The organism is Romboutsia lituseburensis DSM 797 (genome assembly GCF_900103615.1).
In the GTDB taxonomy this organism is placed as follows: Bacteria; Bacillota; Clostridia; order Peptostreptococcales; family Peptostreptococcaceae; genus Romboutsia_F; species Romboutsia_F lituseburensis.
The window spans coordinates 258,609-275,395 of the sequence record NZ_FNGW01000004.1 but is presented as its reverse complement, the minus strand read 5'-3'; the positions used below and the strand labels follow the sequence as shown (position 1 = coordinate 275,395).

At 26.2% G+C, this 16,787-nt stretch carries 18 protein-coding genes; 2 read left to right on the top strand and 16 right to left on the bottom strand.

All coding sequences use genetic code 11. The features are described 5' to 3' along the window. Window positions 1–3 precede the first annotated feature (3 nt). The 8 genes from fliW to BLP75_RS09580 form a co-directional block, all read right to left on the bottom strand. Window positions 4–375, bottom strand: coding sequence for a flagellar assembly protein FliW (gene fliW / locus BLP75_RS09615; RefSeq protein WP_092725627.1), 372 nt, complete (start codon window positions 373–375; stop codon window positions 4–6). Between the two features lie 13 nt (window positions 376–388). Further along, window positions 389–1,387 carry a flagellin N-terminal helical domain-containing protein gene (locus BLP75_RS09610; protein ID WP_092725626.1) on the bottom strand — a complete coding sequence of 333 codons (999 nt, stop codon included), beginning with the start codon at window positions 1,385–1,387 and terminating at the stop codon, window positions 389–391. 13 nt (window positions 1,388–1,400) lie between these two features. Then, window positions 1,401–2,771 carry a flagellar hook-associated protein FlgK gene (flgK, locus tag BLP75_RS09605; protein WP_092725625.1) on the bottom strand — a complete coding sequence of 457 codons (1,371 nt, stop codon included), beginning with the start codon at window positions 2,769–2,771 and terminating at the stop codon, window positions 1,401–1,403. 16 nt (window positions 2,772–2,787) lie between these two features. After that, window positions 2,788–3,201 (bottom strand): flagellar protein FlgN, encoded by a 414-nt coding sequence (locus BLP75_RS09600; RefSeq protein WP_092725623.1) that lies wholly within the window; start codon window positions 3,199–3,201, stop codon window positions 2,788–2,790. Further along, complete coding sequence (flgM, locus tag BLP75_RS09595; protein ID WP_092725622.1) at window positions 3,202–3,486, bottom strand: flagellar biosynthesis anti-sigma factor FlgM; 285 nt, start codon at window positions 3,484–3,486, stop codon at window positions 3,202–3,204. A gap of 26 nt (window positions 3,487–3,512) precedes the next feature. Beyond that, entirely contained in the window at window positions 3,513–3,845 is a 333-nt protein-coding gene (locus BLP75_RS09590; protein ID WP_092725620.1) for a FliM/FliN family flagellar motor switch protein, read from the bottom strand. 11 nt (window positions 3,846–3,856) lie between these two features. Next, on the bottom strand, window positions 3,857–4,279 hold the full coding sequence (locus BLP75_RS09585) for a YaaR family protein (protein WP_092725619.1): 423 nt from the start codon (window positions 4,277–4,279) through the stop codon (window positions 3,857–3,859). 103 nt (window positions 4,280–4,382) lie between these two features. Further along, window positions 4,383–5,705, bottom strand: a complete 1,323-nt coding sequence (locus tag BLP75_RS09580; protein ID WP_092725617.1) for a bifunctional diguanylate cyclase/phosphodiesterase — start codon at window positions 5,703–5,705, stop codon at window positions 4,383–4,385. Window positions 5,706–6,080: 375 nt separating this feature from the next. On the opposite strand from BLP75_RS09580, the gene BLP75_RS09575 reads away from it, so the two are divergent. Next, complete coding sequence (locus BLP75_RS09575; RefSeq protein ID WP_092725615.1) at window positions 6,081–6,830, top strand: LytR/AlgR family response regulator transcription factor; 750 nt, start codon at window positions 6,081–6,083, stop codon at window positions 6,828–6,830. A gap of 31 nt (window positions 6,831–6,861) precedes the next feature. Here BLP75_RS09575 and BLP75_RS09570 read toward each other — a convergent pair whose 3' ends face one another. Together BLP75_RS09570 and BLP75_RS18000 are read right to left on the bottom strand one after the other, a co-directional pair. Beyond that, window positions 6,862–7,545, bottom strand: a complete 684-nt coding sequence (locus BLP75_RS09570; protein ID WP_092725613.1) for a lytic transglycosylase domain-containing protein — start codon at window positions 7,543–7,545, stop codon at window positions 6,862–6,864. A gap of 206 nt (window positions 7,546–7,751) precedes the next feature. Next, window positions 7,752–8,456: a hypothetical protein gene (locus tag BLP75_RS18000; RefSeq protein ID WP_139149834.1), complete on the bottom strand. Its 705-nt coding sequence runs from the start codon at window positions 8,454–8,456 to the stop codon at window positions 7,752–7,754. Between the two features lie 518 nt (window positions 8,457–8,974). On the opposite strand from BLP75_RS18000, the gene BLP75_RS09560 reads away from it, so the two are divergent. Continuing rightward, window positions 8,975–10,252 (top strand): dicarboxylate/amino acid:cation symporter, encoded by a 1,278-nt coding sequence (locus BLP75_RS09560; RefSeq protein WP_092725611.1) that lies wholly within the window; start codon window positions 8,975–8,977, stop codon window positions 10,250–10,252. A gap of 64 nt (window positions 10,253–10,316) precedes the next feature. On the opposite strand, the gene BLP75_RS09555 is transcribed toward BLP75_RS09560, so the two are convergent. The 6 genes from BLP75_RS09555 to BLP75_RS09530 all read right to left on the bottom strand — a co-directional run bounded on the left by BLP75_RS09555 (window position 10,317) and on the right by BLP75_RS09530 (window position 16,654). Beyond that, the gene (locus BLP75_RS09555; protein WP_092725610.1) at window positions 10,317–12,323 is read right to left on the bottom strand and encodes an ABC transporter permease; all 2,007 of its coding nucleotides are present in this window, start codon (window positions 12,321–12,323) and stop codon (window positions 10,317–10,319) included. Further along, on the bottom strand, window positions 12,313–13,080 hold the full coding sequence (locus tag BLP75_RS09550) for an ABC transporter ATP-binding protein (RefSeq protein WP_092725608.1): 768 nt from the start codon (window positions 13,078–13,080) through the stop codon (window positions 12,313–12,315). Before BLP75_RS09550 ends, BLP75_RS09555 begins: the two co-directional genes overlap by 11 nt. A gap of 100 nt (window positions 13,081–13,180) precedes the next feature. Next, a complete protein-coding gene (locus tag BLP75_RS09545) occupies window positions 13,181–14,218 on the bottom strand; it encodes a sensor histidine kinase (protein ID WP_092725607.1) in 1,038 nt (345 codons plus the stop codon). A gap of 2 nt (window positions 14,219–14,220) precedes the next feature. After that, window positions 14,221–14,889 (bottom strand): response regulator transcription factor, encoded by a 669-nt coding sequence (locus BLP75_RS09540; RefSeq protein ID WP_092725604.1) that lies wholly within the window; start codon window positions 14,887–14,889, stop codon window positions 14,221–14,223. Window positions 14,890–15,039: 150 nt separating this feature from the next. Continuing rightward, complete coding sequence (gene fsa, locus BLP75_RS09535; RefSeq protein ID WP_092725601.1) at window positions 15,040–15,690, bottom strand: fructose-6-phosphate aldolase; 651 nt, start codon at window positions 15,688–15,690, stop codon at window positions 15,040–15,042. 391 nt (window positions 15,691–16,081) lie between these two features. Next, window positions 16,082–16,654 carry a xanthine phosphoribosyltransferase gene (locus BLP75_RS09530; RefSeq protein ID WP_092725600.1) on the bottom strand — a complete coding sequence of 191 codons (573 nt, stop codon included), beginning with the start codon at window positions 16,652–16,654 and terminating at the stop codon, window positions 16,082–16,084. Window positions 16,655–16,787 lie beyond the last annotated feature (133 nt).

The following is a 16,787-nucleotide window of genomic DNA, read 5'->3' as shown; positions in this document are numbered from 1 at the left end:
CTCCTATTTTAAAGGTTCTTTTATTTTGTATTTATCATCTTGCAATATTAATTGTTTACCTTTATTATTTTTTATATTTATTATTAATGGAGCTTTTAAATTAACTGTACTAGTTTCTAAAGTTTTTCCTAGCGTTATTATATTTAACACCAATACATCTTCTGGCTTTTCTATATTTAGTTCATTTATTATTTCATCACTTAAGTTTATTTCATAATCTTTTTTCACTTCAAATGGTGATATAGATACAAATCCAACATTTAAGTTCTCTTTAGAAGTAATCGTCTTAAAATTTTCATTACCTTCTATATTGCTTAGCCTAAAGTATTTGTATTCCTCAAAACCAGGAATTCCTTTTTCAAATATTATTTCCATAATTACCTCCTGGCTATCTCATATAATCTAATATTGTAGGTTGTATTAATTTAGCTCCTACTTGTATAGATGCTTGATATACTAATTCTGCTGATTTTAACTCTATAAATTTTTCAACATGATCAACATCCTGATCTAACGATAATACACCTTTCATATTTAGTATATTCTCGTCATTAAGTTCTCTAACTTTTTCAGCTGTACTAGCTCTAACTCCAAGTGAAGTTCTTTCATCTAGTGCATGGTTAGATAAATTATCAATTTTACCTTTTATATTTGAGTTTAACAATTCTCTTTCTTTTACTTTATCCACAGTTGCCTTTTTAGTTGTACCATCTGGATTTTTTTCTAATGTCCCATCCGATTTTACTTGTACTTTTTCACCAGTTATCATAGCATTCATTGTAGCCGATAAGCTATTTATTGCATCTAGATGTTCTTGCGTAAAGATTTCACCTGCTGATAAATTATAGTCTATATTTATTCCATCAGATATATCAGCTTTTAAATTATCTGTATTAGAATTAGGATTTAATTGTAATGTTACCACTCCAGTTTCATCATCTACTAAAACATTTATTGGCGGTTCATCTACATTAGTACCTCCATACATATACTTACCTGCATAGGTTGTATTAAGTACATTACCAAGATCTTTTATTTTTTCATTCATTTCAGATTGAATAGCTTTAAGTTCTTCATCGTTGTATACGCCATTACCAACTTCTAGTATATTCTTTTTTATATCGTTAAGTATATTTCCAAAATGATCTAAAGATCCGTCTGTGGTTTCCATCCATCCTACTACTTCATCTACATTATAGTTATATTTTTCAGTGTAACGTATTTCATTATTTAAATTCATTATCCTTATAGCTTTATGTGGATCATCAGATACTCTATTTATAACTTTTCCCGAATCTAATTGTTCACTTATTTTGTTCATTCTTGTTAAATTTTGTTGTGTATCGTACATGTGATTTCTTGTCATTGAAGTATTAGTTATTCTCATATTTTCCTCCTAATTATCTTTTTAGACCATTTATTACTACATCTAATAAAGAATCTATTGTAGATATTACTTTTGCACTTGCATTATATGCATGTTGGAATTGTATCAAGCTTACCATTTCTTCATCTAACGATACTCCTGATACATTTAGTCTTAAATTATCTATTTCTTTAAGTATTTTACTTTGATTTTTTTCATTCCTTATTACTTCTTGTGTCTCATTACCTAATTTTTGTATTACGTTATTATAGAATTTATCTATAGTTGTTTCTTCTTCTGGATTCCCTATTTTTATTTTTTTATCTTTTAAATGATACATTTGATTAGCTATTTCAGTTGTTATATTTAAATCTCTAGGGTTATCTAATAGGTCTTGATTAACTTTTATTATAGGATTATTTTTATCATCTACTATAAATAATTTTTTATCATCAGGTAAATCTGTAGTATCATTTATATCTCTTCCATTTAAAACATTATTAACTCCTTTTGCTACTCCTTTTGCTAGCTCAGTTAAACTATTTGAATATTCTTTAACCTTGTCTATCATCTCTAAAGAACCTTTTATTTCTCCTGATATTTTATCAGCTGGTATATCTTTAGTTTTAGCAGGATCTCCATATGTTAGAGTTAATTGTTTTTTTCCACCAGTTTCAGTTATTTCAACTTTTGATAGACCACCCTCAAAAGCTTCTTTTATATCATCATTTCCTAAATTCATTTTAAAGCTTAAATCATCAAGTATTTTATCTCTTTCATCCATTAAGTCATTAGGAGACTTACCACTACCTTGAACAATTTTAATTTGCTTATCTAATTCTTTTAATTGATTAAGCATATCATTTATTTCTTTAACATCATCATTAAGTTTTTTGTCTGCTTGAGATGATAAACTATCTAATTTTTCTTTTATATTACTTATCTTATCCGCTAAGTATTTACTATTTTGAACAACTATATCTTTAGACGCTACATCCGTAGGATTTTTAGAAAGTTCTTGCCAACTACTAAAGAAGTTTGCAATTGATGCAGATATAGATGTGTCTGATGGTTCATTAAATATTTTTTCCATATTTGTGTAGTGTTCATATTTAACACCTATCTCACCATAGTTATGAGATTCACTTCTAAATTGAAAATCGTAAAAAGTATTTCTCATTCTTATAACATCCGTAGCTTCAACACCTGTTCCTAACTGTCCAGCCCCTAACTTGCTGTTGTATCCTGGATAACTATATGCGCTACTTGCTTTTTGCTCTACTCTTTGTCTTGAATACCCAGGAGTATTCATATTATTTATATTATGAGAAGCAGTTTGGATTGAGGTTTGACTTACTCTCATTCCTGAACCTGCTGAATGTAATGTTCCTAATAATCCCGCCATAATATTCCTCCTATATTTATTTTCCTACTTGTCCATAAGCATTATATGTACCTGCACCTTTATTTGGTTTTATTGCATTTATCATTTTTGTAGTAAAAAACAACCTTTGTTTTATAAGGGTTGCATTAGCTTCTTTTTGCATTTCTACCATTTTTAAAGTAGATTTTATCTCTTCATAGGCTTGTTTTATATTTTCATCATCGCAAACTTTTATAGTTTCTTGCATGCTAGTATCACTACCCATTATGTTTCTTCTCTTGATTTCTATTCTAGCTAAATCCTTTGCGATTTCATCTAAGTCTTTTGCGATTTTATCTAACTTCATGACTTCTTTATTTATAATCAAATCATATTGTTCATCTAACATAGTTAATAAATTTTTTAATAATTTTCTTTCTTCAAATATTACCACTTTTAACTCTGGGCTCAATTATATATCCCCCTTCATATGTTGTATTATTTTTTTTGCTAAATCTTTTGAATCTACTTTATATGTCCCATTCTCTATTCTTGCTTTTATATCATTAACTTTATCCATGTTTATCTCTTCTTTACTAGTATTTACTTTATTTAAGTATTTGCCTAAGTCTGATATTTCTACTGTATCCTTTGTGCTTTTTGATACAGATTGTTGAGTAGTTTCTTGTTTATTTTCTTGTTTATTTATTTTATATACATTATTCACATTTGCAAAATTAACTTTATTTATATTCATATTATCCCTCCTTAAAAATTTGAGTATTACATCCCATCCTCTTCTTTTTTAATTTTAGATAGTCTAATTCCTAGTCTATTGTCAATTATTATACTTTCTCCACTAGCAATTACTTTTCCATTTACACTTATATCTAAAGTTTCTTCTAGGTGTTTATCTAACTTAATTATATCTCCCACTTTATAATTAACTATTTTTCCTATTTTTTCCTTAGTTTCTCCCATTAGTACCTCTATATCCATTTGTGCTTCCATTATGTCATTTAAAGCATTTAAAGGTACTTTTTCTCCCTCAACTAATTGTTCAAATTGAGCTTCATATATCACACTGTCAGTTGTTATTATATTATTGTCGTTCATAATCTGCCTCCTTACATATATATATCTAATAAAAGTCCGTTAATTTCATCTATTTTAGATGCCATATCTATATTTTCTTTTTGTTCATACATTAATTCTCTTGTCATTTCATCTAACTTTTCATTTACTGTTTTTACAGTTGTAAAATAATTACCATCCCAAAAGCTAGTATTTTGATTTAAGCTATACACATAATCTACAACAGATTTTAAATATCCTTTAATTACTTGTTTGTATTTTATAACATCTGTATAGTTTTGAGTTGCTACTAATCTTTCACCTATTGACTTAATCTCTTTCATGTATGATTCTAGTTCTTCTTTTGTTTTGGCTTTGTTTGCTTGATTAAAACTTTCACTAAAATCCGATCTATTCTTGTTGCCTTTACTTTCTATATTCAAACCTGTATTAAGTCCTACATTTCCTACTTTCATATTAAACCTCTATAATGTTGATATATTGTTTTATCCTCTATTATATCATACGGTTATTTCTTTTCTTACTTAAGTTTTTTTAAATGATTCTTTATTAGCTACATTATATTGTATCTTTTTTAATTATCTCTAACAGGCTGTTAAATGACATAGGTTTATAGCAATAGTATCCTTGTATAAAATCACATCCCATTCTTTCTAAAAAATCATATTCTACTTTTCTCTCTACTCCTTCTGCAACTACATATGCATTTGTTGTATGAATCATATTTATTAAACTCTTTATAAATAACGGATTATTTTCTAGGTATTCTACAAGCGATTTATCAATTTTAATTTCGTCCACGTTATAATTTTTTATATAGTCAATTGAGTTGTATCCTTTTCCAAAATCATCTATAGATACTTTGATTCCTGTACTTTTTATTTCTCTAAATATTTGGTGAATTTTATCTATAGATTCCATATTTTCATTTTCAGTAATTTCAAGTTTTAGTAATTCCTGATCAAATCCAATTTCTTTAACTATATCTTTTATATCATTTAAAAATTTTTCATCTTCTAATTGATAAGGTGATATGTTTACAGACAAGTCTATCCTTTGATCTAATGTATCATTTAATTCTTTTATTTCTTCACATGCTTTTCTTATTATCCATCTACCTAAAGAGCTTATGTATCCAGTATTTTCAGCAAATCCTATCAACTTGTTAGGTGTTATGTATCCATATTCCTCATCAAACCATCTAATTAAAGCTTCTACCCCTTTTATTTTTTTACTTTTAACATCTACTTTCGGTTGATAGTACAATGTTATTTCTCCACTTTCTATTGATTTTTCTATACTTTCAATATTTATATGTGGTTCATATTTTTCATTGTATATTTCATATTTGTTATTTCCTTTTCTAATGCAATTCGAAAGTGATATTTCTAGTTTGTTAGATGCATCTTTTATGCTAAAGTCGTTATTATTGTAAATAACAGCTCCAATACTAGCCGATACTTTTATATTGTCACTATTATTACTAATACTATTAGTAATAGTAATAATCTCTTCTATTATTTGTCTTATATAATTTATTTCTGTTTCTTCAGTGTACAACCCAAATTTAGTTCCAGACAACCTAGATGCTATACAATTCGCCCTTATATTTTTTAATGTTTTTGATATATGTTGTATAATTTCATCACCAGTTTTTATACCTGAATTTAAGTTTATAAAATTAATCCCCATAAATTTAATTTTTATAAACGTTCCATTTTTCTTTTGACCTAAACAATAGAAAAAATAATTTCTATTATAAAGACCTGTAAATTTATCTCGTTTATTCAAGTACATTTTAACCTTTTCAATTGCACCAGGCATATCCCACCTACTATAAGGGTTAATTCTTTGGTTTAATTTCATTTTACCTTCTTGCATCGCTCATTCTCCCCGTACTTTCTAAATACACGTATATCTAAATAAATGTATTTATATTTCACTTTTAGGATTTTATAATTCATTACTAAAATTGTACGTATACTATTTTAATTTCTTTAGCCTTTTGAGCTATTTAAAAGTTACATTTTATTAGTATTTTAGTTTTAAATCTGAATATAAAATTTTTATTGAATCAATACTCTTAGTATGGAATATTCTTTAGAGAGGATATTTTAATCTATTGAAGAATTGTTACTTAGTTAACTATTTTAATATTTAATATTTAAACAACGGACGAATTCGTTGGCCAGATTAAATTTAGAACCCACGTAGTGTCTTAAGCAAAGAGAATTTTTTATTTTAAGGAGAATTTTTATGATTAATATAAGCATTTGTTGCAATGATTCAAAACAAGCAGATATATTAAGTAGTTTTTTGAAGGATTTTTCATCATCTAATCACTTAAAGTACAAATTATCTAAATATAGTTCTTTTGATCACCTAGTATATTCTCCACCTAAAAATTTAGATATATTATTTTTAAAGATTAATTTAAATAGTGAACAATCTGTTCACTCTATACACAATAAATTTAAGTCAATTTATAAAAATTCGCAAATAATATTTATCCCTGAAATAATGGACTTTATGTTGAATGGATTTTGTTTGAAAGATTTTAGATATATTTTAATGCCTTTAAAATATGAATCTTTTGAAGATGAAGTTTCTAGCTGTCTTAATGATTTAAAAAACTCTAAATCAAAAAATAATAAGTCTTTAAATAATATTTTTCAATTTAAGAATTCTGAAAATGTAGATAAACCATTAGTAGTTTTATCAGGAGTCTCCACTCGCTCTATTTCATTTATAGAATCTCGTGGAAATCACTGTTTAATTTATACATCTAATAAATGTGTAGAAACAGGATACACTATTGATCAGCTAGAAAGAAAACTATGCCCATCAACATTTTTTAGATGCCATGATAATTTTATAATAAATATAAAAAGAATAAATAAACTAACAAGAAGTTCTGTCATTATAAATTCAAAAATTATTCCAGTTTCAGAAAAAAGATTTAAAACATTAAAAGACAAGTTATTAGTTATGCTAAAAATAATATAAAAATTAGCTTTAATAAAGCTAATTTTTATATTTATATACCCTTATAATACTTCATTACTTTTGGAACATAATTTTGAGTTTCTTTTGGCATTTTGTAAATATCATTTATAGATTTTACACCTCTTCTAGCCATTCTAGTTGGACCACCATTATAGGCCATTAATGCCATTTCCACATCTCCATTATATTTATCTAAGTATTCTTTTATATGCCTAGTCCCACCATCTATATTTTCTTCTATATTTAATGGGTCTTTCACACCTAAATCCCTACAGTTTTCTGGCATAAGTTGCATTAACCCTTTTGCACCTGCCCTAGATACACAATTAGGATTAAAATTAGATTCAACTTTTATAATTGCTCTTATCAAGTTTTCATCTACTCCATATTTTTTAGATGCTATACCTACTGCATTATCTATCCTTTGATTTACGTCTTGGTTTTTATTTGTTGACTGTACTTTATTTGTATTTTGAATACTATTTGGTGTTTCTAATGTTAAATTCGAATTATTATTACTCGAATTATTATTTTGTATATTTGTATTGGCATAACTTATATTTGTGCCCTCATTCGTTTGCGCTATAGCTTTTAATAAACTTATCATTATCATATCAAATGCATTGTTGTTAGAAGAGTTATTACAACTACAATTATTTGATCCTCCAAATGATAATTTAGATGTCATTTCTAATAATTGTAACTTATCAATCATTTTTTATCACCTCAAATAGTTTGTCTCTTTATTTATACGGATACATACACTGATGCTTTATATATTAAAAATACTATTTTCTCAATAAAAAAATCCGCTTCACTTAAGTAACTGCGTAATCACTACACTTCATATAATCAACGACTTCATCTGTTGCACGTAAAAAAACCTACCTCAAATATGAGATAGGTTTTAAAAAACTTATTTTATAAAGCTAATTCAAGATATCCACTTGGGTGGAAGTAGTATATGCTAGCTGTATTTTTGTCAACAAAGAATCCTAGATCAGTATCATAGTCTGGGAAGAATACGTATCCGCTTAATCCTCTTTGGCTTAATGCTTGGAAGTTGTTTTCATCACCTTCATATGTAAATTGTACATCTTTTTTATACATTTTTAATACTTCTTGAGCTTGTTCTTTGTTTAATACATTTATAACTTCTACATTGCTTTCATCTTTAGGTTCTTCTTTTTTAGGTTCTTCTGTAGTAACTTGTTCTTTTTCTACATCTTGTTGTTCATCTTTAACTTGAGTATTGTTTTCTTCTTTTACAACATCTTTGTTTTCTTCTTTAGGTTCTTCTTTTTCTACTTTATCTATTTTAACTTCATCTTTTACATTTTCTTGTTTTTGAGTTGTTTCTATTTTGTTTACTTTATTTACAACATTATTGTTTGTTTCTATATTTTTAGACTTAACTTCTTCTTTTTGTTCTTTTGCTACTGTTTCATTTGCTTTTACTATCGGTTGGTTAGTTATTTCTTTATTAGTGCTGTTTTCAGTAGTTTGAGCTTGTTCTATAACTTGATTAGTATTAGTACCTTGTGCAAATATATTTGCCACTGGATTTACAAATAATAATCCTCCACATAATATTGATAATGCTGTTATTGCTCTTTTCATTTTCATCCCATCCTCTACTATTATGATTATATGTAAAAATTCAACTAACTTGTTTCTTCAATCACTATTTTGTTTTTAGTTTATTGAATTTGGTTTGTCTCTTTTCTATGATTTAATATTATCATAATTAATTTACATATAACAGTTACACGGCTGTTACTTTAGATTACAAATTCGTTAACTAAGTTACAGCCGTGTAACCTTTTGTATATTTTTTACTTCTATTTATTAATTTATGACTTTTTCATTTTTTTTTATTCATTTTTCAGACATCCAAACGTATAAATCATCGCTTTATTTTATAATTACAAATAACCATTTAATAGTTCATATTATAAGTATTTAACTTATTTATACGTTGTTTATTTAAGCTAGACATACTTTAATTGCATAATATTGATTTGTTTTATTTTTTCAATTTTTGAAGTTAATTTTTTTTAACTTGCATTTAAATAATCTCCCTGTTATTATAAAACATATATTTTTTATATTATTAGACAAAAATTTAATTATGGGGTGATTTGATGAAAAAAAAATTAGGACTTACTAGTAAAATTTTTATAGGTATACTCTTAGGAGCCGTTTTAGGTTTAATTCTTAAAGGTGTACCTGATGGAACTATCAAAAATACCATACTTTTAGATGGAGTTTTAAAAGTAATGGGTAGCGGCTTTATAAATTCTATAAAGATGCTAGTTGTTCCACTGGTATTTATATCGTTGGTATGTGGATCATCTTCTATGGGGGATGTAAAAAAACTTGGTAGAATAGGAATTCGAACTTTCTGTTTTTACTTAGCTACTACTGCTATTGCTATCTCTTTAGCATTAGGTGTTGGTAAACTAATAAATCCTGGCGTTGGTCTTGATATGTCAAATTTAATAACTCAAGCGCCTACTATAGGTGAAAGTAAACCTTTAGTTGAGGTTATTTTAAGTATAATTCCTACAAACCCTATTCAATCATTAGCAAGTGGGGAAATGTTACAAATTATAATGTTCTCTTTACTGCTTGGTGTATCTATGAGTGTAGTTGGTAAAAAAGCTGATCCATTGAGAAAGCTTTTTGAGTCTGCTAATGAAGTTTGTATGAAAATGGTAAGTATAATAATGTTAGTAGCTCCATATGGAGTGTTTGCTTTAATAGCTAATACTTTTGCTACTACAGGATTTGATGCTATTTTCTCATTACTTAAATATATGTTTGCTGTTTCTTTAGCATTGGTTTTACAAGTAGTTATTGTGTACTCTGGTATGGTTAAGATATTTACTGGACTTAAATTAAAGCCATTTTTCAAAAAATTTGCGGGTGTAGCAGCTGTGACTTTCTCTACAGCTTCAAGTAATGCAGCTCTGCCTTTAACTATCGAAAGCATGGAGGAACTAGGAGTTGATAATTCAGTAGCTTCTTTTACACTTCCATTAGGTGCTACAATTAATATGGATGGTACTGCTATAATGCAAGGTGTAGCTTGTATATTTATAGCTCAACTTTACGGAATTGATCTAGGTATAAATTCATTCCTTACAATAATTTTAACTGCTACTTTAGCTTCTGTTGGTACTGCTGGTGTTCCTGGTGTAGGTATGATTACTTTATCTATGGTCTTAACTTCTGTTGGACTACCACTAGAAGGTATCGGACTTATAATGGGTGTTGATAGACTACTAGATATGGCAAGAACTACAGTTAATGTTATGGGTGACTGTGCTTGTACTTTAGTAGTAAGTAATAAAGAAGGTGAATTAGATAAATCTATGTATTATAGAGAGTTTACTCAAAATAGTGAAATAGGAGCTTAAATAGAAAAAAGTATTATTATTCAATAAGAATTAATAATACTTTTTTCTATTTATAACTTTTAATTTATGACTGACTATTAACAATTCTCTTATAGCTATTATATGTTATTACAAAGTAAATTCCATATATCACTAGAATAGAACCAATTGTAAGAATATTATTTTTTACTGGATTAATATCACCAAATATTTTAACAAAATCATTAGCTACTTTTATTCCAAATATACTATGCACTAATGCTAATATTATAGGTAAGCAAAAATACATTAGTACTTGAATAAATATTGATTTATTTATCATATTAGAGCTTACACCGAGTTTTCTTAAAATTTTATATCTACTTAAACTTTCATTAGCTCCTGATAATTGACTAAGTGCAAGTACCGCTGCACCAGCTATTAAAAATACCATGCCTACATAAATACCAATATATAAAAACATATTTGCAGTTCCTATACTACTATCATAAGAATCTATTTTTCCATATGTATATATATCAAGACCTTGAATTGTCTCAGAGTCACTTTGTAGGTCATCAAATTGCTGTAATATTTTTTCTTCAGCTACAGCTTCATCCCCTGTTAAATTCAAACTTAAATAATTTTTAGATACTTTTAATCCTTCAGTATGTTTATCATTAACTATTAATGTCAACATATTCATACTCTGAGGTGAAGTATATATAGCTTCATATTCACTGTATTTTTTTAAATTAAATTCTTTATTATTAAGATTTAAAGTTTTATATTTAGATAGATATTCTTTTATTGCTTCTTTCATCGGCCCTACATCACTTAATAATAAAACTTCATTGTCTTTTAAAACAATAGTATCTTTGCCTTTTATTTTATTTAGCTTGTTATAATCTGATAGTTTTAATACTTCTACATTTCTATCTTTTATAAAATCAAATTGTTGTTTCGAAATTTCACCCAAGCTATTTTTAAACATTTCTCCAAATGTTATATCTCCTATATATAAGTTATAATCAACCAACTCTTTGCTATATTGGTTTAAATCAAAACCATTTTGTTTTAACAGTTCGCTTAAATTTCCATTTACTCCTTTTCTAGCTTCAAAAGATACATCGAAAGGAGTTTTAAATTGTATGGATTCTTTTAAAGATTTCTTTGTTCCTAATCCTGCTGATGTCATTCCTACTGCTATAAATAGCATTATACATATTACACTCATAGATACATAGTGAGTATTTATTTTGCTATTTAGTTGTCTTAGTGTGAATGTATTTAAATTTCTAAGATAATAATTTTTACTATTTTGAATAACTATTATTAAAAATCCTGCTAATGCTCTGAAAAATAGAAGTGTTCCTAAGATGCCTAAGGCTATATAAGTGCAATTTATTCCTCCATCAGAGTATATTAATTGTTCCCCCAAAGTTGACTTATAAGCAGTAAATAAGCATATTATTGATAAAACAAATAATACTGCCGATATAGTTAAATTGCTTCCTTTTAATTTCTCACTACGTTTTTCATTATTTATTAGATTTATTAATTTATATCTAGATACTATTGCAAAATTTAATAAAATTACAACAATAAACATTATACTAAAATATAAAGCTGTTTTTAAACAAGCATCTTTAGAAAATATAAATTTATACTTACTCATATCAGATTCAAACATCTTAGCTGTTACACTAGCCAATCCTTGTGATAATAATACACCTACAAATAACCCCACTACTAATGATACAATTCCTATTAGCAAAGTTTCAAAAAATAACATATATGATATTTTATTTCTGCTAATTCCTAATGTCATATAAATTCCAAATTCTTTACTTCTTCGCTTTATAATAAAGTTGTTTGCGTACATAATTAAAAACCCTAAGATAAATGATACAAATATTGATACATAAGACATAATCTCAGTGAGTAACTTAGCTTGTGCTCTTTTGCTTTGTGTTAGTTCTATCATTGCTGTTTGAGATTCTAGTGAATTAAATATGTAAAATATACAGACCCCTATTACTAAAGTTAAAAAATATATGCTATAGTCTTTCATACTCCTTCTTACATTTCTAGAAGATAACTTAAATAACATTTTCAGTGTCACCTCCAAGAAGTGTAACTACTTCTATTATTCTTTTAAAGAATTCTTTTCTATCATCATTTCCTCTTATAAGTTCATTAAAAATTTTACCATCTTTTATAAACAAAATCCTTTTACAATAGCTTGCAGTAAATGCATCATGTGTTACCATAATTATGGTTGATTTTAAACTTTCATTTAAATCCTCTAAGCTTTCAAGAAGGATTCTTGCAGACTTAGAATCTAATGCTCCTGTTGGTTCATCTGCAAGTATAAGCGACGGATTAGTTATTATCGCCCTAGCTGATGCTACCCTCTGTTTTTGGCCTCCAGATATTTCATAAGGAAATTTATTTAATATATCAGATATGTTTAATTTATTTGAAACTTCTTTAACCTTTTTATCTATATCTGAACCTTTTACTCCTATAACAGATAATGCTAATGATATATTTTCATATACCGTTAACGTATCTAATAAATTAAAATCTTGAAATATAAACCCTAAATTTTCACGTCTAAACTTTTCTATACTTTTTCTTTTTAATTTAGTAATGTCTTTTTCATCTATTTTTATACTCCCTGTTGTTACATTATCTATTGTAGATATACAATTCAATAAAGTTGTCTTACCACTCCCACTAGGACCCATAATACCAACAAACTCACCCTTATCTACTTCAAAAGAGATATTATTTATTGCTTTGGTAAGATTTTTTTTATTACCATAATATTTTTCTATATTTTTTACTTGTAATACTGTGTTCATATTTTACCTCCCTGATTACTTTATACTTATAGTGTATATAAATTAGAGGTTTCTTTTAATAACTTAAACTTACACCAAACTTACATAAATGTAAGTTTTACTATACTTCAGTCATATTATTTTGTGGGAATGTTATTTTGACAGTTGTGTATTCATTTATTTTAGAATTTATATCAATACCTAAATACATTTTGCTACATAACTTTTTAGAAATATATAACCCCATTCCTGTAGATTTTTTAAATTTTCTTCCATTCGTTCCTGTAAAACCTTTCTCAAATACCTTGTGTAAGTCTTTTTCATCTATACCAACCCCATTGTCATTTATGTATAGCTCTATATTATTAATATTTTCCTTAATATATATCTTTATTTTCCCACCTATTTTTTCAAGTTTTCTATTCGTTTTATAATTACCTATATATTTAATGGAATTGATTATTATTTGATTTAATATAAACTCTAGCCACTTACTATCACAATAAATAAGACTTTCAAAATCATCTATTTCTATTGAAATCTTGTTTTCCCTTATTATCTTCTTATTTCTTTTTATTACATTGTTTATGCATTTTCTTAAGCTTGTTTTTCTTATTATATAGTCTTTTTCAAGTTCATTACTTTTTGAATAATATAAAACTTGTTCAATGAAATTTTCTATTTTTTCTATTTCTTCTAAGATACTTAATGTCTGTTCATTTTTATTATTCTCTATTACTAATTTACTTGATGATATAGGCGTCTTTATTTCATGAACCCACATTTCTATATATTCTTTATATTCTTCTTGAGAAAATACATATTTATTCACTTCTTCATTCATAGATTTATCCGTTATACTTAAAACATCATAAAGCATTTTACCATCAATAAACTTTGGTCTCTGTATTAAAACAGGTAATAAGTATTTTTTATCTAATCCTTCTAAAATATTTAAAACCTCTCTATAATAGTTAGCTCTTTTGATATAATCATATATAAATTCAATGCTGTTTAATATAATCCATAAAATCAATATAAAATATATAGTTATTTTATCTACTTGTAGTAGATTCAATATATAAATCAAAAACATTATAAATAATAATCTTAAAATTATAGATATTTGTATATCTTTAAAATAATCTTTTATATTCATATTTATGGCATTATATAGCCTATCCCCCTTCTTGTTTGTATATAATCTTTGCAATTTACAGTTTCTAATTTTTTTCTAAGTCTATTTATATTAACAGTTAATGTATTGTCATCTATAAATACATCTAAGTCCCATAAATAATCCATCAGATCTCCACGAGATACTATCCTACCTTGCTTTTTCATTAAACAATTAAGTATTTTAAATTCATTTTTAGTTAACTCTAATTCCTTATTATCAAAACATATACTATTTTTAGATAGATCTAATTCTAATTTTTTATAGTTAATAACTTCTGATACACTTTTTTTATACGTTCGTTTTAATATTGAACTTATATGTGCAAGAAGTATTTGAGTATTGTAAGGTTTTGTTATAAAATCATCAGCGCCTAAATTCATACTCATAAGCTCATCCATATCTGTATCCCTGCTAGTAACTACTATTATCGGAACTTCAGATTTTTTTCTAATTTCTCTGCATATATAATATCCATCATATATAGGTAAGTTAATATCTAAAAGTACTATATGCGGTTTTTCATTCAATGTATCTGTCACTATATTTTCAAACTCTGTCATCACTACAACTTCATAATTATAATTAACTAAAAAATTTTTTAACTCTGATCTTATTTTTTCATCATCCTCTATTATAATAATCTTTTCCAATATAACCCCTCCAATTATACATAATCATTAGATATTATATCAGTTAATCTTATAATTATCTAATATGTTAACTTTAACCATAAAAAAACAAGCTATTTTAAATAAAATTTAAAATAGCTTGTGAGTATCATAACATAATTGGTAGATTTATTATAATTTTAATGAAGCGCCTTCCCAGTCTTTTATAAAGTTTTCTATACCTTTATCAGTTAAAGGATGTTTAGTCATTTGCTTTATAACTTTTAAAGGTACAGTTGCTATATCTGCACCTATTGTAGCAGCTTGAGATACGTGTATTGGATTTCTAACACTTGCAACTATTATTTGAGTTTCTATGTTATTAGCATTAAATATTTCAACTACTTCTGCTATTAAATCCATTCCATTTTGTCCTATATCATCTAATCTTCCAACAAAAGGACTTACATAAGTTGCTCCTGCTCTAGCTGCTAAAAGAGCTTGAACTGAACTAAATATTAATGTAACATTAGTTTTTATTCCTCTTTGTGATAATATTTTAGTAGCTTTTAATCCTTCTTCTGTCATAGGTAATTTTATAACTATGTTTTTATGTATTTTAACTAACTTTTCAGCTTCAGCTACCATACCTTCAGCATTTAAACTTATTACTTCAGCACTTATTGGTCCATCAACTATATCAGTTATTTCTTTAACTACTTCTATAAAGTCTCTTCCTTCTTTAGCTATTAATGATGGGTTTGTAGTAACTCCACAAATAACACCTAAATCGTTAGCTTCTTTTATTTCTTCTATGTTTGCTGTGTCTATAAAAAATCTCATTTTATAAACCCTCCTAGTTTAAATTTATATGTACTATATAATATTCATTAATATTTAACAATTATTAGTATTAACCTATGTTTATTAAATATTCTAAAAATGTGTTTAATACTTACATTTTCTACACAAATAACTATATCATATTATGGAATTTTTTTCTTGTTAGTTTTTTATCTAACTAATATACAAAATAAAATTTAACTTATATTTATTTTATATATTACCTTATATTTTTATAAATATATCTATTTATTATTATAAACCCATTGATATAACTTTTGTCCCTATTATACTTTCAATAATTTCTTATTATAAGTTTTTTAAATATAAAAACAGATGAATTGTGAAAAATTAGTCACTCTCCATCTGTTTTATATTTTATTTAATAAAATTATTTAAAAGTTATTACTCCATTTTCGATCGACTTAAGTATAGCTAATGATTCTAGCTTTACACCTTCTTTTTCTAAAAGTGATCTACCTTCTTGGAATCCTTTTTCTATAACTATACCTATACCTGCAACATTTGCATTAGCTTGATCTACTAAATCTTTAAGACCTAGTGCCGCTCTACCATTTGCTAAGAAATCATCTAGTATTAGTATGTTTTCTCCTTCATGTAAGTATCTTTTAGATACTTTTACACTATATTCTTTTCCTTTTGTAAATGAATATACCTTTGTCTCATAAACTTCTTTATCTAAATTTTTAGATTCAACTTTTTTAGCAAATACAACAGGAACATTTCCAAAATGTTGAGATGCTATAGATGCTATAGCTATACCAGAAGCTTCTATTGTTAGTATTTTATCTATTTTTTCATTTGCAAATCTATTTTTGAACTCTTTACCTATCTCATTTAAAAATGCTATATCTAATTGATGATTTAAAAAGTTATCTACTTTTAATATATCATTTCCGGATACACGACCATCATTTAATATTTTTTCTTGTAATAATTTCATCTTAAATCTCCTCCAAAGTTTTAGTATTTATATTATTAATCCTTTATATTGTTTTGAATCAAAATAGGAGTCTAAAAAAACTCCTGTCTATAATAAGACAGGAGTTTATAAGTCAAAATAAAAGTATAGCATT